General features: G+C 69.4%; 15 protein-coding genes and 1 riboswitch. Of the genes, 4 read left to right on the forward strand and 11 right to left on the reverse strand.

Annotated elements, in window-relative coordinates; all coding sequences use genetic code 11:
- Positions 1 to 130 precede the first annotated feature (130 nt).
- Together ACIA12_RS08920 and ACIA12_RS08925 are read left to right on the forward strand one after the other, a co-directional pair.
- A complete protein-coding gene (locus ACIA12_RS08920; RefSeq protein WP_396366348.1) occupies positions 131 to 1,447 on the forward strand; it encodes a sensor histidine kinase in 1,317 nt (438 codons plus the stop codon).
- Positions 1,448 to 1,450: 3 nt separating this feature from the next.
- Complete coding sequence (locus tag ACIA12_RS08925) at positions 1,451 to 2,101, forward strand: response regulator (protein ID WP_396366349.1); 651 nt, start codon at positions 1,451 to 1,453, stop codon at positions 2,099 to 2,101.
- Between the two features lie 31 nt (positions 2,102 to 2,132).
- Here ACIA12_RS08925 and ACIA12_RS08930 read toward each other — a convergent pair whose 3' ends face one another.
- Positions 2,133 to 2,660, reverse strand: coding sequence for a MarR family winged helix-turn-helix transcriptional regulator (locus ACIA12_RS08930; protein ID WP_396366350.1), 528 nt, complete (start codon positions 2,658 to 2,660; stop codon positions 2,133 to 2,135).
- 124 nt (positions 2,661 to 2,784) lie between these two features.
- Between ACIA12_RS08930 and ACIA12_RS08935 the strand changes: the two genes are divergently transcribed.
- A complete protein-coding gene (locus ACIA12_RS08935) occupies positions 2,785 to 3,450 on the forward strand; it encodes an FMN-dependent NADH-azoreductase (protein WP_396366351.1) in 666 nt (221 codons plus the stop codon).
- 44 nt (positions 3,451 to 3,494) lie between these two features.
- On the opposite strand, the gene ACIA12_RS08940 is transcribed toward ACIA12_RS08935, so the two are convergent.
- Positions 3,495 to 4,325 carry a putative RNA methyltransferase gene (locus ACIA12_RS08940; RefSeq protein ID WP_396366352.1) on the reverse strand — a complete coding sequence of 277 codons (831 nt, stop codon included), beginning with the start codon at positions 4,323 to 4,325 and terminating at the stop codon, positions 3,495 to 3,497.
- A 103-nt stretch (positions 4,326 to 4,428) separates the two neighbouring features.
- On the opposite strand from ACIA12_RS08940, the gene ACIA12_RS08945 reads away from it, so the two are divergent.
- Entirely contained in the window at positions 4,429 to 5,136 is a 708-nt protein-coding gene (locus ACIA12_RS08945; RefSeq protein ID WP_396366353.1) for an alpha/beta fold hydrolase, read from the forward strand.
- A gap of 130 nt (positions 5,137 to 5,266) precedes the next feature.
- On the opposite strand, the gene ACIA12_RS08950 is transcribed toward ACIA12_RS08945, so the two are convergent.
- The 9 genes from ACIA12_RS08950 to ACIA12_RS08990 all read right to left on the reverse strand — a co-directional run bounded on the left by ACIA12_RS08950 (position 5,267) and on the right by ACIA12_RS08990 (position 15,471).
- Entirely contained in the window at positions 5,267 to 5,686 is a 420-nt protein-coding gene (locus tag ACIA12_RS08950) for a DUF4260 family protein (protein ID WP_396366354.1), read from the reverse strand.
- A 10-nt stretch (positions 5,687 to 5,696) separates the two neighbouring features.
- The gene (locus tag ACIA12_RS08955) at positions 5,697 to 6,581 is read right to left on the reverse strand and encodes an ABC transporter permease (protein WP_396366355.1); all 885 of its coding nucleotides are present in this window, start codon (positions 6,579 to 6,581) and stop codon (positions 5,697 to 5,699) included.
- Positions 6,568 to 7,440 carry an ABC transporter ATP-binding protein gene (locus ACIA12_RS08960; RefSeq protein WP_396366356.1) on the reverse strand — a complete coding sequence of 291 codons (873 nt, stop codon included), beginning with the start codon at positions 7,438 to 7,440 and terminating at the stop codon, positions 6,568 to 6,570. The genes ACIA12_RS08955 and ACIA12_RS08960 overlap by 14 nt, the downstream gene beginning before the upstream one ends.
- Positions 7,441 to 7,498: 58 nt before the next feature.
- Entirely contained in the window at positions 7,499 to 8,611 is a 1,113-nt protein-coding gene (locus ACIA12_RS08965) for an outer membrane lipoprotein carrier protein LolA (RefSeq protein WP_396366357.1), read from the reverse strand.
- A 127-nt stretch (positions 8,612 to 8,738) separates the two neighbouring features.
- The gene (locus ACIA12_RS08970) at positions 8,739 to 9,353 is read right to left on the reverse strand and encodes a hypothetical protein (protein ID WP_396366358.1); all 615 of its coding nucleotides are present in this window, start codon (positions 9,351 to 9,353) and stop codon (positions 8,739 to 8,741) included.
- Positions 9,350 to 10,780, reverse strand: coding sequence for a 5,6-dimethylbenzimidazole synthase (gene bluB, locus ACIA12_RS08975; RefSeq protein ID WP_396366359.1), 1,431 nt, complete (start codon positions 10,778 to 10,780; stop codon positions 9,350 to 9,352). The genes ACIA12_RS08970 and bluB overlap by 4 nt, the downstream gene beginning before the upstream one ends.
- Positions 10,777 to 12,132 carry a cobyrinate a,c-diamide synthase gene (locus ACIA12_RS08980; RefSeq protein ID WP_396366360.1) on the reverse strand — a complete coding sequence of 452 codons (1,356 nt, stop codon included), beginning with the start codon at positions 12,130 to 12,132 and terminating at the stop codon, positions 10,777 to 10,779. Before ACIA12_RS08980 ends, bluB begins: the two co-directional genes overlap by 4 nt.
- Positions 12,133 to 12,301: 169 nt before the next feature.
- Positions 12,302 to 12,916, reverse strand: coding sequence for a cob(I)yrinic acid a,c-diamide adenosyltransferase (gene cobO / locus ACIA12_RS08985; RefSeq protein WP_343977941.1), 615 nt, complete (start codon positions 12,914 to 12,916; stop codon positions 12,302 to 12,304).
- Positions 12,916 to 15,471 (reverse strand): VWA domain-containing protein, encoded by a 2,556-nt coding sequence (locus tag ACIA12_RS08990; protein WP_396367148.1) that lies wholly within the window; start codon positions 15,469 to 15,471, stop codon positions 12,916 to 12,918. The genes cobO and ACIA12_RS08990 overlap by 1 nt, the downstream gene beginning before the upstream one ends.
- Before the next feature lie 195 nt (positions 15,472 to 15,666).
- Positions 15,667 to 15,822, reverse strand: a riboswitch (cobalamin riboswitch).
- Positions 15,823 to 16,021: the final 199 nt, after the last annotated feature.

Below are 16,021 nucleotides of genomic sequence, written 5' to 3' on the forward strand. Positions count from 1 at the left end.
CGACTGTGACGTCGATCATGCAACCGCTCTCGCACACCGGGAACCGACCCACGCCGATGAACGTATCGCCCGCACGGGTCTCCCCCGGCGGAGGGAGGTGGGGGGACCGGTGGGCTGGGAGGATGGTGGGGTGGCGAACGTGCTGGTCCGGGGGGCGACCTATCTGCGGTGGGTCTACCTGCTGCTCGGCGCCGCTCTGGTGCTTGCCTTCATCCTGGTTGACAGCGGTCTCGCCTCGCTGGTCGACGGACTGGAACTGCCGGGGGTGCTGCAGGCGATCTTCACCGTCCTGATCGCGGTCGTCCCGCCGCTCGTGCTGGGTACCTTGCCCGCCGTGCGCGAGGTGGAAGGGATCGCGGTCGAGTCGCTGCTCGGGGTGCGCTTCGAGGAGCGACCGCTCGGCCCGTCCCGGACCTGGCCGCAGCGGCGCCGGACGACGACCTGGTTCTGCCTCCACCTGGCCGCCGGTGGTTTCGTCGGCGTACTCTCCACCATCGTCGTCGGCTTCGGCGCCGTCCTGATCGCGGCTCCCTTCCGCTCCGCCGGCCGGCGCGAGCTGATGCCCGGCGTGCACTACCGGATCACCGGCGGATGGCTCGACCTCTGGATGCCGTTGGCAACGATCGCGGCGGTGATCGGGCTCATCCTGCTGTCTGCCGGCATCGGCGCACTGCTCGCGTCCGCCGCACCACGGCTGCTCGGACCGACGCCTGCCGAGCGAATCGAGTTGCTCGAGCGCCAGACGGCGACCCTTGCCGAGCGCAACCGATTGGCCCGCGAGCTGCACGACAGCGTCGGCCATGCACTCAGCCTGGTCACCATCCAGGCGGCAGCCGCACGCCGGGTACTCGCGACCGACCCCGCCTTCGCCGAGACGGCACTGGCCGCGATGGAGACCTCTGCCCGCGCCGCGCTCGCCGATCTCGACCACGTCCTCGGGTTGCTCCGCGACGATCGCCGACCAGGTTCCGCGACGGCTCCGCAGGCGACGCTCGGCAACCTCACCCGGCTGGTGGAGGCGACCAGGGCAGGTGGGATCACGGTCAGCGTACGGCGTACCGGGGATCTCGAGCAGTTGCCGGCGGCGGTCTCGCGGGAGGCATACCGAATCGTCCAGGAGGGACTCACCAACGCGATCCGCCACGCTGGGCGTCCGGCGGGCGAGGTGAGCGTCGACCTGCTGATCAATCTGGACAAGTCAGGACTGCTCCTGGAGCTGACCAACCCGGTGAGCCCGGGCGCCACTGACCAATCGGGCGGCGGTCGAGGATTAGCCGGTATCCGGGAAAGGGTCGCCGTACTCCGCGGCACCGTCGAGGCCGGCCTGGTCGCGAACCGCTGGCGCCTCGCGGTAACCCTGCCCGTCGCCGTCACAACACTGTCGTCTTCCGCGCGGCCGTCGCCTGAGCGGCCGTCGGCTGAGCGCTCGTCTTTCGAGGAGGGATAACTGGTGGAGATCTCTGTGGTCGTCGTGGACGACGAGCCGCTGATCCGGAGCGGGTTGCGCGCCATCATCGACGCGGAGGACGATCTGCGCGTCGTCGGCGAGGCCGGTGACGGCGCGGAGGTGCTGTCGGTGGTCCGGCGTACCCAGCCTGACGTTGTCCTGATGGACGTCCGGATGCCCGCCGTGGACGGCATCCAGGCGACCCGGCTGCTGCTGGACGGTCTCGATCCGGCGCCGCGGGTGCTGGTCGTGACGACCTTCGAGAACGACGACTACGTGTACGACGCGCTGCGGGCCGGCGCGTCCGGGTTCCTGCTCAAGCGCACTCCCCCGGACGACATCATCGCGGCGATCCGTACGGTCGCGGGCAGCGAGTCGCTGCTGTTCCCCGAGGCGATCCGGGCGCTGGCGCTCGCGCATGTGACCGAGCAGCAGCCGACCGGGCTGGAGGAGTTCCAGCTGACGGAGCGCGAGCAGGAGGTACTGCGCCTGATGGCGCGCGGGCTGTCGAACGCGGAGATCGCCACCGAGCTGATCCTCGGCGTCCAGACGATCAAGACCCACGTCGCCAACCTGCTGGCCAAGCTGGGCGCCCGCGACCGCACGCAGGCCGTCATCCAGGCCTACGAATCCGGCTTCGTCCCACTCCGCTAGCTACCCACCGCCCGGTGACGGTACGGGCGGATTACGTGTCGGCGAGGTCGACGGTCTCGTCGGCCAGGGTGCAGGCGTTGTGCAGCGGGTCGATCTGGTGGGCCTGGACCGCGATCCGCTGGAGCAGCATCCGGAAGACCATCCGCTCGCCGTCGTCCAGGCCGCTCATGACCAGGTCCTCGCGGGCCTGGAGCCGGCGCTCGAGATCGCAGAGCACTTCCCTGCCCCGCTCGGTCGGCGCGATCAGCCGGGCCCGGCGGTCGGTCGGGTCCGGCTGACGCTGTACCAGGCCGGCCTTCTCCAGGTCATCCAGGAGATAGGTCATCACCGTGCGGTCGACGCCCAGGTGGGCCGCCAGATCGAGCTGGCGCTTCGGCTCCTCCTGGATCGTCGTGGCGAGCACCTGATAGCCCCGCGGACCGCCCGGGACGTCGGTCAGCGCCTCCGCGGCCGCCTTCGCGTACCGCCGGAAGACGACGCCCAGCGCCCAGCCGAGATCGTCCTCGACCGGGGTCCCGCGGGCTGCCCGGGCGTCCACCTCAGGCGACGAACTGCTCATGCCTCCCATCCTACGTGGTCTACGCCACCCGGAATACGATCTGACTTGAATATGTTCTGCCTGACAGACTATCTTCAAGACAGCTCACATCGAGCAGCCCCAGCAGTTTCCCGAAAGGAACCACATGACCACCCTCCTTCGCGTCGACGCCAGCATCCGGATCGACGGATCCGTCAGCCGGGCGCTCGCCGACAGCGCCGAGGCCGCCTGGCGCGCGGAGCACCCGGACGGCGTCGTGGTCCGGCGCGACCTCGGTCAGCACCCGATCCCGTCGAACGTCTGGCCGGCCGTGATCAGCGCCAAGATGGGCTTCGACGCGGCTCCGGACGCCGACCGCGCGGAGTCCGCCGGGGCGCTCGCGCTGGCCGAAGACATCGTCGCCGAGATCAAGAACGCCGACGCGGTGCTGCTCGCGGTACCGCTCTACAACTACGGCATCTCCCAGCACGTGAAGACGTGGATGGACGTGCTGCTCGCCGAGCCTGAACTGGCCGCTGATCGTCCGCTCGCGGGCAAGCCGATCATCTTCACCCTGGCTCGCGGCGGCGGCTATGGCCCCGGTACTCCCCGCGACGGCTGGGACCACGCCACGCCGTACCTGGAGCGCATCTTCGGTGACGTCTTCGGCATGAACATCCGCAAGGCGGTCGCCGAACTCACCCTGGCCTCGGTCACTCCGGCGATGGCCGAACTGGTCCCCGCGTCGAAGATCGCCGAGGAAGAGGCGCACGTCAGCGCCAGGGAGCACGCCATCGCCGTGGCCAAGGAGCTCACCGGCGCCGCCGCCTAGGACAGGCTGTCTGTTTCCAGTGCCGTGCTCGAGCCGGCGCTTGATCAGACGGTCTGCCAGCTGGACAGGGTGACTGACAGCGTCACCTCGACCGGATCAGCCAGTACTGCGATCCGCTCCGCCAACTCGGCTCTCCCGGTATGCCGCGCAGTCGGCGTCATCGCGACCAGCCGCCCGACCGCCTGATGGTCGAGCCGCATCGCCACCTCCACGCTCTCACTGCTGGTCCGCGTGAACGCCCCCGTCAGCGACTCACTGAGCCGCCGCTCCTTCTCGCCATCCACCCGAATCATCCCCAGCACCTCGACCAACTCCTCGAGATGCCCTTGATTCGGGGTGACCACAAGCAGCGTCCCACCAGGCGCCAGCACCCGTGCCATCTCGCCGGCATTCCGCGGCGCGAACACATTCAGAACGAGCTGCGCAGCCCCGTCCCGTACCGGCAACTCCCGCCACGCATCGCAAACCACGGACCCGATCCGCTCCGGATCCACCTTGGCAGCCCGCCTGGCGGCGTACCGCGAAACATCCAACGCAATCCCCGACCGCTGGGCCCCCGCCGCAACCACTCCCGCGAGGTAGTACCCGGTCCCTGCCCCGACCTCGACGACCAAACCCTCGACCTCACCGGCGGCCGCGACCACTGCCTGACGAATCGGCTCGTAGCAGCCCTCCGCGAGGAACTGCTCCCTCGCCTCGATCATCTCGGCCGAGTCGCCCTCGATCCCGGTGGAGGCCGAGGGCAACAAGTTCAGGTACCCCTGCTTGGCCAGGTCGAAGGCATGCTTGCGCGGGCAGCTCGCAGTACGCCCGGCCAGCGCCAGCCCGTCACCACAAACCGGACAACGCAGGACGGAAACCAGCTCGGGATGCACACCCTGGAGACTAAGCCATCCCGCAGACCGGCTCCAGCGACCACACATACCTTGACCCTCCAAGGTATACTCTTACCTTGGCGCATCAAGGTAAGGAGCCGTCATGACCGAACTCACCCTCACCCGTCCCGACGCCGAGCTACGAGGCACCTCAACCGGCACCGGACCCACCGTCCTCCTGCTGCACGCCGGCGGCGAAACCCGCGACGTGTGGACACCGGTCGCCGCAGTACTGAACAAGCACCAGCAGCTGTTGCGAACCGTGGCCTACGACCTGCGTGGTCATGGCGACAGCTCAGGACAGGCGACCGAACTGGGGCCGATCGCAGCGGACGTGAGCGCGATGATTCACAGCGAGCCACCGCCGATCGTCGTGGTCGGCGCCTCACTCGGCGGACTGGCCGCGATCGCTTCCCTCGCCGCCCCTCCCACCGCCCAAGCCGTCGCCGGTCTGATCCTCGTCGACGTCGTTCCGACCCCCGACATCACTCGAGTCCGCGCCTGGCTCGTCGACCGCGGCCTCCGTACCCATGCCCCTCTCGTCGACGACATCTTCGACCAGATCCCCGAACTCCAGACAACAGCCACGAACCTCAACCTCCCCATCCACCTCGTCCGAGGCGGACCAACCTCCCCACACACCGACGCCGACATCAACCGCTTCCGCACCACCAACCCCGCACTCACCATCACTCAACTACCCACCGCCGGACACCTGATCGCCCACGACGCCCCCGACGAACTAGCCCGCATCATCGCCACCCAGACGTCCGCCTGGCTCACCACCGACCCCACACCCGCACACCGCTAACCCGCCGCACCCCGCACCCCTGTACCGCGGCATCGCGGCATCGCCGCATCGCCGCATCGCCGCATCGCCGCATCGCCGCATCGCCGCATCGCCGCATTGCCGCATTGCGGCAGGAGGCCGGCCGTTCCGGTCAGGCGCGTCTGCTGCCGTCTCGGTGACGCGGACCGTACCCAAAGGCTCGATCCAGCGCGATGTGCGCGAGCCAGCCAAGCCCCGCCGTGAACAGTGGAACCCAGTCCCCTAACGCGCCGACGCTGTAGACGACCAGGACGGCCAGGGGGATCCATGGCCGATGCGCGAGGTTGTAGAAGGGCACGGCCTTCGGTGACAGCTTGCCGTGGCCGGCTGCACCTGCGCCGATGAGCATCGTCAGATCGGGGGCGATCAGGAACAGGACCGCGGCGAGCAGAGCGGGGATGCCGTGGTTGATGACCTCTAGTACGAGGAAGGCCAGGAGGAACGTCGCCAGAGCAGCCCATGCCACTCGCTTGGCGACCTGGCCGCCGGACGGGTGAGTGAGCGGGCGACCTGGCGGGCCGGCAACAGGCATACGGGCGAGGCTAGCTGTTGATGTCGCGGGTGGTCAGGCGGGCCCAGGCTGCTGTGTAGAAGACGAACAGGTAGGCGGCTTGCAGGAGGAGGTTGCGGACGATCGCATCCCAGTACGGCGGATCCCGGAGCAGATCGGCGAACGACGGCCAGCCGTACATCAACAGCCAGGGGTGGATCTCGGAGATCTGCGGGATCGCCCCGAGGATGCCGAACACGATGAACGCGCCGAACGTCGCCGCCATCGCCGCGAGTGGCGTCGAGGTCAGCGACGACACGAACAACCCGACCCCGGCCAGCCCGAGCAACGACAACGCGACCAGAATCGCGATCCCGAACGCCCGCAGCAACCCGTCCGCCAGCGAAACAGTCGTCCCGGACAGCAGCACGACATCACCGACAGGGAACAGCACCACCCCAGCGATCAGCCCGGACAGCCAGATCGTCATCGTCGCGGCCAGGCAGAACACCACCAGCGCGACCAACTTCGCCGCGAGCAACCGCGACCGCCCGGCCGGCGCCGTCAGCATGTTGCGCAACGTGCCGAGACTCGCCTCGCCGGCCAGCGACTCCCCCGCCACCACTGTCACCGCGGTAGGCAGGAAGAACGGCAGCGACAGCCCGAGACTCGCAACCACCAGGAAGAACCCGTTACCCGCGACCTGCCCGATGAACCCCTCACCGCCCTCAGCCCCGGACAGCTTGATCGCGACCCCGACCAGCACCGGCACGCCGGCCAGCACCGCAAGCGTCACCCAGGTCCGGGCCCGCCCGAAGACGAGGTGCAACTCAGAGGCGAAGAGCGCGACGGTGTGCCGCCCAGCCGTAGGCCGTCGCACCTCCCGACCTGACACCTTGCCCAGGTCTCGGCGATCCGCGGTCTCACTCAGCGACATCGAAACCCTCCCCGGTCAGCGCGACGAAGGCGTCCTCGAGGCTGGGGTGCTCGAGATTGAACCCGTGAATCCGTACGTCCGCGGCGACCAGCGCGGCAGCCAGCTTGTCGATCGGAAGCTCGCCCGCGTCACCATCAACGGTCTCTTCCAGACGCCGTACGTCGGTGACGCCGAGGCCGGCCAACGTCTTCGCAGCCTGTTCGAGGTCTGGCGTCCGAACCACCAGCCGCGGTCGCAGCTCGGAACGCAGCTCCGCCATCGTCGACTGGCGAACGATCCGCCCGCGGCTCATCACCGCGGCATGCGTGCAGACCTGCTCGACCTCAGCCAGCAAGTGGGTCGAGGTGAAGATCGTCGTACCGTCGTCGGCCAGTTCGCGGATCAGCGTGCGGACCTCGCGGGTGCCCTGCGGATCGAGGCCGTTGGTCGGCTCGTCCAGTACGAGAAGGTCGCGACGCTGCATCAGCGCGACAGCGATCGCGAGGCGCTGACGCATCCCGAGTGAGTAGGCGCGTACCTTCTTGCCGGCCGCGTTCGACAACCCAACGCGCTCCAATGCCTGCCCCGCACGCAGCTTGCGCGTCCGCGGGTCGGCCGTGCGGTCAGCAGCGTCGAACCGGAGAAGGTTCGCCAGCCCGGTCCAGAACGGGTAGAAGGCCGGCCCCTCAACCAGCGCTCCTACCCGCGGCAACACGGAGAGCTGTGCCTTCGGCATCGGCTCGCCAAGCAGCTCCACCGACCCGGATGTCGGCGCGATCAACCCGAGCAGCATCCGGATGGTCGTCGTCTTGCCCGACCCGTTCGGCCCGAGAAACCCGAACACACTCCCGGCCGGCACCACCAGATCAATCGCATCCACCGCAACCTGCCCACCCCGAAACCGCTTGGTCAGCCCCGCGGTGACGATCGGGTCCACGTCAGCGGGGGGTTTTGGCGGCGGCGGATTGCAGGGCTTCTGGGGTCACCAGGCCGGTGAAGATGCGGCCGTCGGTGGTGATCAGGGCGTTGACCATCTTGGTGGTGAGGATCTTGCCGCTGCCCCACGTGCCCTGCACGGTCGGCGCCTTGGCCAGCAGTTGATCCAGGGCCGGGTTGCCGGTCTGGGTCTTGCCGCGGAGCTCGACGACGGCGTTCCAGCCTTCGCCGATCACAGTCGGCCGGTCCGCGGACGGCACCGACGGCTGCGCAGGCTTCGGTGCGCCGGGCTTCGGCAGGATCGGCGGGGTCTGCTTGCCGGGCGCCTTCGACGGAACCTTCTGCTCCGTCACCTTCACACCCTTCGGCGGCGTGAACGCGAAGGTGCCGGCCGCCGGTACGTCGAACGACACTGCCGAGAACCCGAGCTGCACGGCCGGGTCCTTCCCGGTCCGCGGCATCACGGTCACCTGCAGCGGTACCCAGGTCTTGGAGTCGACCGCCAGCGTCACCGAGCCGACCGTTGTCTGGTCGGTCTTCGGCACGAGACGCAGCTTGTACGCATCGCGGCCGGCCACCTTCTCGGTGCCGCTGACCTCGACCTTGGTCGTCGGATCGATCGCGGCAAGGAACTTCTGCGCAACGGCCTGCGGGTCGTACGCCTGCTTCTCCGGCGCCACCTCCGGCTTGGCCGGGTGCGCGGGCAGTGCGATCTTGGTCGCCTCGCGCTTGGCGGAGTCGTAGGCCCACGCGGTCTTGCCGTCCGTGGTCAGCACCCGCTCGGCCATGTCGTCGAGCACCGAAACGCGCGCCTTGTCCGGCCCGGCGAACGCGACCCGCGCGGTGTGGTCACCGGTCAGCAGGTCGAGGAACTGGGTGGCTTGGCCGTCCATCCCGGGCAGCGTCGGCAGACCGAGGTCGGTCGAGGACTTGACCGTGCCCGACAGGCCGTCGACCTTGGCCGTTTGCACGCGGGCCAGCAACTCCTGCGCGGTGATCCCCGGCAGGTCGGGAGACGCATCCGCGACCATCGGCCCGAACGCCCCCACACCTGCGACCACTGCGACTGCCGTGACCGGCACCAACCACCGTCGACTGCGCTTCGCTGCTCCCATGTCTACAAGACTCGCACCGCGCACCCGCCTAACCAAGCCGCTCAGGGTCCGTTCACCCAAAAGAGTGAGCAGCTGACTACCCCCGCAGTACCTCCGGACGCGGAACGTACTGCGGGGGTAGTACGGCTCAGCGGCTCTGGAGTGCGTCCAGGGCGACCGTCATCGCGGCGGCCACCCGGAAGTCGAGCCGCGAGTCCTGCACGGTCACCCGGTACCGGTCGCGCACGGAGATCTTGCGCTCGACCGACAGCACCGGCTGACCGCCGGCGCGATCCTTGAAGTCGAAGTGGAAGATGAACGGCAGCGGGATGTCACCGACGACCGGCACGAACTGCCAGATCCGCCGGACGATCGCGATCGTCGGGTTGCGTTCGCTGCCGTCGGCCTCCAGCCCCGGGCTGGTCAGCTGCCAGCTCGACCGCAGCAGGCTCTTGCCGAACTCCTTCTTGAACCAGCCGATCGGCTGCCCGGTCGCGTCGAACACGTCGTACCCGGACCCCAGGTCGAGCCGCTTGCGGGCCTTGAAGGAGAAGACCGCCTGAGTCTTGGTGTCGTCGGCGTAGAAGGTCACCTGCTCCTTGAACGCCATCCGCTTCTGCTGCGCGAACGCCAGCAGCGGCCCGTCAGTGCCATCGGGGTTGGTGGTGAGCAGTTCGTACCTGTTCGCCATCAGGGTGATCCGCTGCTTCATCGAGAAGGCGGGAACGTACATAGGCGCAGGGCCTTGAGGTGGGACGGTCATGCGGAGGAGTCTGTCACCTCGGCAGGCTCATCCATGACCACTCCACAGGCCAGCGCTCCCAGTCGTACACCGCGCACCAGTCCGGCAGCCTCCGCAGAGTCCGACACCAACTCGACCTGCAGCTCCCCAACACCTTGCAGCACGAGGTCCCGCGCTACCTCGACGCCTAACTCGACAGCCTCGTCCACTGTCCGCGCAGGGCGCCACAGCACTCCGTAGTCGGCAGCAGGCTTCGCAGTACCAACCTGTACTACGAGCGCATCCGCCTGCTCCAGGTACTCAGCAGCAGCGACATCAGCCACGATCAGGCGAACCACCTGAGCACCTACAGCCCGTACTACGCCTGTCGCCGCCGCTGCGTCGCCAGCGATCACCGCACTGGGCGCTGTTCCCGGCAGGCCCCGCTGTCCCCATGCCTCCTGGTGCACGGCCCATGACAGCGGCCGCCGGGCAGCCCAGCCGCTCCGCACCAACTCCGGTGCTGCAGCGAACTCCTCCACGTGGCCGATGCAGACGTAGCCGACCAGTTCCACGTGCGAAGGCAGATCCAGCACCGCTGCGACCTCGCCGGGCTCGAAGAACGACACCCAGCCGACACCTAGTCCTTCTGCGCGCGCTGCCAGCCACAGGTTCTGGATGGCGATGGCGGCGGAGAACCAGGTGGTGCGCGGATCGGCATGCCGGCCCAGTACGTGCCGGCCGCCGCGGCCTGGATCACAGGTGACGGCGATGTTCAGCGGTGTGTCCAGGATGGCCTCGATCTTCAGCCCGTCGAAGGAGCTGCGTCGGTCGGCGGGCAGTGAGGCCGCGAAGGCGTCCCGCTGCGCAGTGGCGAGGTCGTGGATCTTCCGGCGGGTAGCGATGTCTTTGATCAGCAGAAAGTCCCAGGGCTGACTCAGGCCAACACTCGGCGCCCGATGCGCTGACTCCAGCACTCTGGTCAGCACATCGTCGGCAAGAGGCCGATCCAGGAACCCACGCCGCACATCACGCCGCTCTGCGATGACCCGGTGAACTACATCCCGCTCCCCCACCGCATACCCCGGCGCAGGCACTACCCCCGCCGCCTCTGGCAGCCGACCGACGGCGACTGTTGCTCGGGTTGAGGACTGCTTGGGTAGTACGAGCTCGGCGCCGCTGAGGATGACAGCTGCCTCGGCGACACTCGTAGTACCGGCTAGGCGATCCACTTGTTCGCTGGGGGTTGGTACTGGTTGTTGGGAGAGCTCCAGCTTGGTTGCTGTGAACAGCGTGGCTCCCAGCGAGGCCACCAGTCGCTGCAGGCCGGGCTCTGTCTCCTTGCCGTCGACAGTGACCACCTGGCTGACAGTTGCCGGCGGTAGCGAGGCCAGTGCTGAGTCCACCAGGTCACGGAGCTCGCGGTACGACGTACCGGAGCGTAGGCCTACGCCCAGGACCAGGGTCACTTCTCCAGCCCAGCATGGACTCGGGCGGCCGCTACGAACCGCGCTGGGACGTCGGGCGTCGCCGTCCAGTGCAGGTGCAGGTACGAGGCGTGGATCTGGGCTCGAGCGAACCCTTCCTGCTGGCCGCCGGGCAGGTACCACGCAGATGGGATGTCCTCGTCGAACTCCACGGTGGTGCGGTGGAACTCATGCCCATGTACGCGGCGGCCCTCGTCGAAGATCGCTGTCGTCGAGGCGGCGATGGCAGTGCGGTAGCCGAGGGTGAGGCGGCTCGTCATCTGGCCCTTGGCCGGGAGGACGCCGGTGAGTTGGTGGCCGTCGAGTTCGCGGCACAGGTACAGGAGGCCAGCGCACTCGGCGACTACTGGCAGGCCGGCGGCGATCTCCGCGGCGACCTGGTCGCGCAGGGCGAGGTTGTCGGAGAGCGCTTCCGCGTGGAGCTCCGGGAAGCCGCCGCCGAGGTAGAGCGCCGATGTTGCTTCAGGCAACGACTCGTGGAGCGGGTCGAAGGTGACGACGTCGGCGCCGGCCGCGGTCAGGAGCTCGGCGGTCTCGGTGTAGCGGAACGAGAAGACCGGGCCGCCGGCCATCGCGATCACCGGGCGGCCTTCCTCGGCCGGCCTCACCTCGTCGGCCGGATCCCAGACGGTTGCGTCGAGTGGCGCGGCTGCGCGCGCGGCGGCGACGAAGGCTTCGAGATCGACGCCGTGCTTCACCAACTCGGCAGCCGCGTCGACGGCCGCGGCGGCTTGCTCCCGTTGCTCATCGGCGGGGATGAGCCCGAGGTGACGGCTGGGCACGGTCAGGCGCGTATCGCGACGCAGTACCCCGAGAACCGGTACGCCGGTTGGCGCGACACCCGCTCGTACTTCGGCCTCATGCCGGTCGGAGCCGACCTTGTTGAGGATCACCCCGACGATGCGCACGCCGGTGTCGAACGCGACAAACCCTTGAACGACGGCGCCGACGCTGCGCCCTGCTGCCGATGCGTCCACCACGAGTACGACCGGCGCCTGGAGCAGCTTCGACACGTGCGCAGTCGACGAGTATCCCTCGGTCCCGAGCGCACCGTCGTACAGGCCCATCACGCCTTCGATCACGGCGATGTCGGCGCCAATGGCCCCATGCTTGAAGAGCGGCGCGACCCGCTCCTCCCCCGACAACATCGGATCCAGATTCCGCCCCGGCCGCCCAGTCGCCACCGCGTGAAACCCCGGATCAATGTAATCCGGCCCAACCTTGAACCCAGCCACCGCGTGCCCAGCCCGCCGCAACGCAGCCATCAGTCCCACAGCAACCGTCGTTTTCCCCGCGCTGGAGGAAGGCGCCGCAATCACTACCCGAGGAATCATCCGTCCTCACCACCTCGCCGCCTTGCGGCAGCAAAATCAACTGCGTAGTCGCGCAGAGGCGGCCGCTCGGCGGTGGGCAGGTGGGACGGTGCGGGTGAGGCGGAAGGCGATCGGTGGCCCCTGCCTCGGCCGGGGCTCACGACTCGCTGCACCCTGGCTCGGGTGGGGCTTACCACTCGATGCCCTTTTGGCCTTTTTGGCCGGCGTCCATGGGGTGTTTGACCTTGGTCATTTCGGTGACCAGGTCGGCGGCGTCGAGGAGGTTCTGGTGGGCGTTGCGGCCGGTGATGACGACGTACTGGTGGCCGGGGCGGTTGGTGAGGGTGTCGACCACCTCGTCGACGTCGATCCAGCCCCACTTCATCGGGTAGGTGAATTCGTCGAGGACGTAGAGGTCGTGGGTCTCGGCGGCCAGCCGGCGCTGGATCTCGCGCCAGCCCTCGAGGGCGTCGGCGGCGTGGTCCTCCTCGGTACCGGCCTTGCGGGACCAGCTCCAGCCCTCGCCCATCTTGTGCCACTCGACCGGGCCGCCCTCACCCGTTGCCTCATGCAACTTCCCCAGCGCGCGGAACGCGCTCTCTTCGCCGACCTTCCACTTCGCACTCTTGACGAACTGGAAGACGCCGATGTTCCACCCTTGGTTCCAGCCGCGCAGCGCCATCCCGAACGCCGCGGTCGACTTGCCCTTCATCTCCCCGGTGTGCACCATCAGCAACGGCCGGTTCCGGCGCTGCCTGGTGGTCAGGCCGTCCTGCGGTACGACGTTCGGCTGTCCCTGCGGCATCAGGCGGCGCTCCGATCGGTGACCGCGCGAACAAGATTGCCCGCGGCAACTTCTCCCAGATCCAGGTACTCCGCGCCGAGATCGGCGGCCAGCTCACCGGCCAGCCCCAGCCGTACTCCCCGACGCGGCTCACAGTCGACCACGACCGACGCGATCCCCTGCTGCGCGAGCCAGCCCGCAGCCTGCTTGGCCTTCGCGAACGCCTTGTCGCCGGCTGTTGCGCGGCCGTCGGTGACGAGTACCAGCAACGGGCGCCGGCGAGGGTCGCGGATCGCGGCGATTCGGAGTACGTCGGAAGCCTTCAGCAACCCTTCGGCAAGCGGGGTGCGGCCGCCGGTGGGAAGGGATTCGAGCCGCCGTACCGCGGTCTCGACGCTGCCCGTCGGTGGGAGAGCAACCGTCGCCTCCGCCCCGGCGAAGGTGACCAGGCCGACAGTGTCGCGGCGCTGATAGGCGTCGAGCAGGAGCGAGACGATGGCGGTCTTGACCTCACCCATCCGCTTCTTCGTCCCCATCGACCCGGACGCATCAACACAGAACAACACCAAATTCCCCTCCCGCCCCTCCCGAACAGCCAACCGCACATCAGCCGCACGAACGACGAGGCCACCCCTGCCCGAGCTGGTGCGGCCGGAGCCAAAGCGATCGGAACCGGTACTGCCGGGGACACTACGGTCGGCGTCGGCGCGGACGGCTCCGGCGTCGCCGGAGCCGATGCTGCGGGGGGCACCGCAGGTGGCGCCCCCTTCGCCGGGGGCGGGGCTGCTGACGGTACTGCGGGCAACGTCCGCGCGGGCAGGGCCGGCGTCGCCGGAGCCGGTGCTGCCGGGGGCCGTGCGGGCGGGGCCGCCTTCGTCGGGGGCGGTGGTGCCGGAGGCACTACGAGCGGGGGCGGTGTTGCCGGGGGCGGTGTTGTTGCGGGTGTGTTGGTGGGGGGCGGCGGCTCGGATTGTGGCGAGGAGGTGGGGGCGGCCGGGTTCGCGGCCGATGCGGGGGCGGTCGCCTACTACTCGGCCGATCTCGGTGAGCGCTCTCGAGCGGCGGCCGGCTACGCCTGCGCCGGTCGATTGGACGCTGAGGAGGCGGGCCTTGTACGGCTCTGAGCTGGCGGCGATCTGGCCGGTCGGCGCGGGGCCGGGGAGAGCGCTCCCTGGGGTGGCGGACATGTCCGGGTCCGAGGCGTTCGTCGGCGGTTGCGTCGCGTCGGGCCGGTCAGCCTCGGTGTCGGTGTTCGGCGCTCGATCGGTGTCGGCCAGTGGAGTGCCGTTGGCGTCGGTCGGTGGAGTGCGGTTGGCGTCGGTCGGTGGCGTGCGGTCGGTGTGGGTCGGCGGGGTTCCGTCGGGGTTGGGGGTTCCGCCGTCCGGGCCTCCGTCGGGTCCGCCGTCGGAACCGCCGTCTGGGTCGTCGTCGGGGTCTTGGTCTGGTGGGGTGCTGTTCAGGATTGCTTGTTCTAGTTGTTCGTCGTCGAGGCCGGGGGCGTCGAAGGGGTTGCGGCGTTTGCGGTGCGGGAGGGCCAGCTTGGCGGCGGCGCGGACGTCCTCGACCTCGACGACGGTACGGCCCGACCAGGCGGCGTGGGCTACCGCAGTACGGGCGGTGACGAGGTCGGCGCGCATGCCGTCGACGTCGAAGGAGGCGCAGATCTCGGCGATCTGGCGGAGCGCGGCGTCGGTGAGGATGACGTCGGCGAGGCGGGACTGGGCTTTGACTATCCGCTCGGACAGTTCGGCCTGCGCGCCGGCGTACCGGTTGATGAACGCGGCCGGGTCGGCCTCGTACGCGAGCCGCGCGCGCATCACCTCGACCCGTACTGCGGGGTCGCGGCTGGCGACGACGTCGACGGTCAGGCCGAAGCGGTCGAGGAGTTGTGGGCGGAGTTCGCCCTCCTCGGGGTTCATCGTGCCGACCAGCACGAAGCGCGCCGGGTGGGTGATCGAGACGCCGTCGCGCTCTACCGTCGCGCGTCCCATCGCGGCGGCGTCGAGCAGTACGTCGACCAGATGGTCGTGCAGGAGGTTGACCTCGTCGACGTACAGGATCCCGCGGTGGGCCGCCGCCAGCAGACCGGGTTCGTAGACGGTCACGCCCTCAGAGAGCGCTCGCTCGAGATGCAGCGAGCCAAGCACTCGATCCTCGGTCGCCCCCACAGGCAGCTCGACAAGGCGCGCAGGGCGCGAGATCGCCGCGGGAAAGGCGCCCGCGGCAGAGGCGTTGGTTCCGGACCTGTCGGCGGCAGGTACCGCGTCCGGACCGTCGGCTGCAGATGCCGCAGGGCGAGCGCCGGCCGCCAGCGTCGCCTGGGAAGCGTCGGTCGCAGATGCCGCGTGGGGAGTGCTGGCGGCAGGGGGTGTGTGGGGGGCGTCGGGGCAGGTTGGGTCGGGGGTGGTGGGGTCGCAGGAGAAGCGGCAGTTTTCGATGACGTCTACGGCGGGGAGGATTTCGGTGAGGGCGCGGACGGCGGTCGACTTCGCTGTGCCCTTCTCGCCCCGGATCAGCACGCCGCCGATCGCCGGCGAGACCGCCGCGAGGATGAGCGCGAGCTGGAGGTCGGACATTCCGACGACCGCGGTGAACGGGAAGCCGCCGGCCAGCCGCTGGCCGACAGAGGCGGGTTGACCGGTGGGAATCGGCGGCCGGCTGTCGTTCGACGGAGTCGGTCCGGTTGGAGCGGAGCGCATGGGCGAGAAGTCCCTTCGTCCTGCGGGTGTCCACGCCCGCCTTGGCACTTGGCACGCCGGGGACGCGGAGAGCGCTCCCTGGCGGACGGTGGCAGATGTCCTGGCTTCCGGGCAGGAGCCCGGTCACAGTGGCGGGACCGCCCCGGAATTCAGCTCCGCAGAGCAGTCACCGGTGTTCCTCCACTACCGTCCCGGCGATCATTCCACACCGTCCACCTCGCGCATGGCCGGGAGCCCTGTGGGAATCTTCACCGCCCAAGCGACCACCATCTCGGTGGTTATCCCCCCAAGTGGGGGGGGGGGGGGGGGGGGGGGGGGGGGGGGGGGGGGGCGCCCGGCGGGGGGGGGGGGGGCCCCGCGCGGGGGGGGGGGGGGGGGGCGGGGCCGCCCCCCCCCCCCCCCGCGCCGGGGGGGGGGGGGGGGGGCG

Source organism: Kribbella sp. NPDC051620, assembly GCF_044453825.1.
GTDB lineage: Bacteria > Actinomycetota > Actinomycetes > Propionibacteriales > Kribbellaceae > Kribbella.

Coding starts and splice junctions, on each gene's coding strand:
- ACIA12_RS08930 (WP_396366350.1), bottom strand. CDS start 2,660: ATGAGCAGTTCGTCGCCTGAGGTGGACGCCCGGGCAGCCCGCGGGACC.
- ACIA12_RS08935 (WP_396366351.1), top strand. CDS start 2,785: ATGACCACCCTCCTTCGCGTCGACGCCAGCATCCGGATCGACGGATCC.
- ACIA12_RS08945 (WP_396366353.1), top strand. CDS start 4,429: ATGACCGAACTCACCCTCACCCGTCCCGACGCCGAGCTACGAGGCACC.
- ACIA12_RS08950 (WP_396366354.1), bottom strand. CDS start 5,686: ATGCCTGTTGCCGGCCCGCCAGGTCGCCCGCTCACTCACCCGTCCGGC.
- ACIA12_RS08955 (WP_396366355.1), bottom strand. CDS start 6,581: ATGTCGCTGAGTGAGACCGCGGATCGCCGAGACCTGGGCAAGGTGTCA.
- ACIA12_RS08965 (WP_396366357.1), bottom strand. CDS start 8,611: ATGGGAGCAGCGAAGCGCAGTCGACGGTGGTTGGTGCCGGTCACGGCA.
- ACIA12_RS08970 (WP_396366358.1), bottom strand. CDS start 9,353: ATGACCGTCCCACCTCAAGGCCCTGCGCCTATGTACGTTCCCGCCTTC.
- ACIA12_RS08980 (WP_396366360.1), bottom strand. CDS start 12,132: ATGATTCCTCGGGTAGTGATTGCGGCGCCTTCCTCCAGCGCGGGGAAA.
- cobO (WP_343977941.1), bottom strand. CDS start 12,916: ATGCCGCAGGGACAGCCGAACGTCGTACCGCAGGACGGCCTGACCACC.
- ACIA12_RS08990 (WP_396367148.1), bottom strand. CDS start 15,471: ATGTCCGACCTCCAGCTCGCGCTCATCCTCGCGGCGGTCTCGCCGGCG.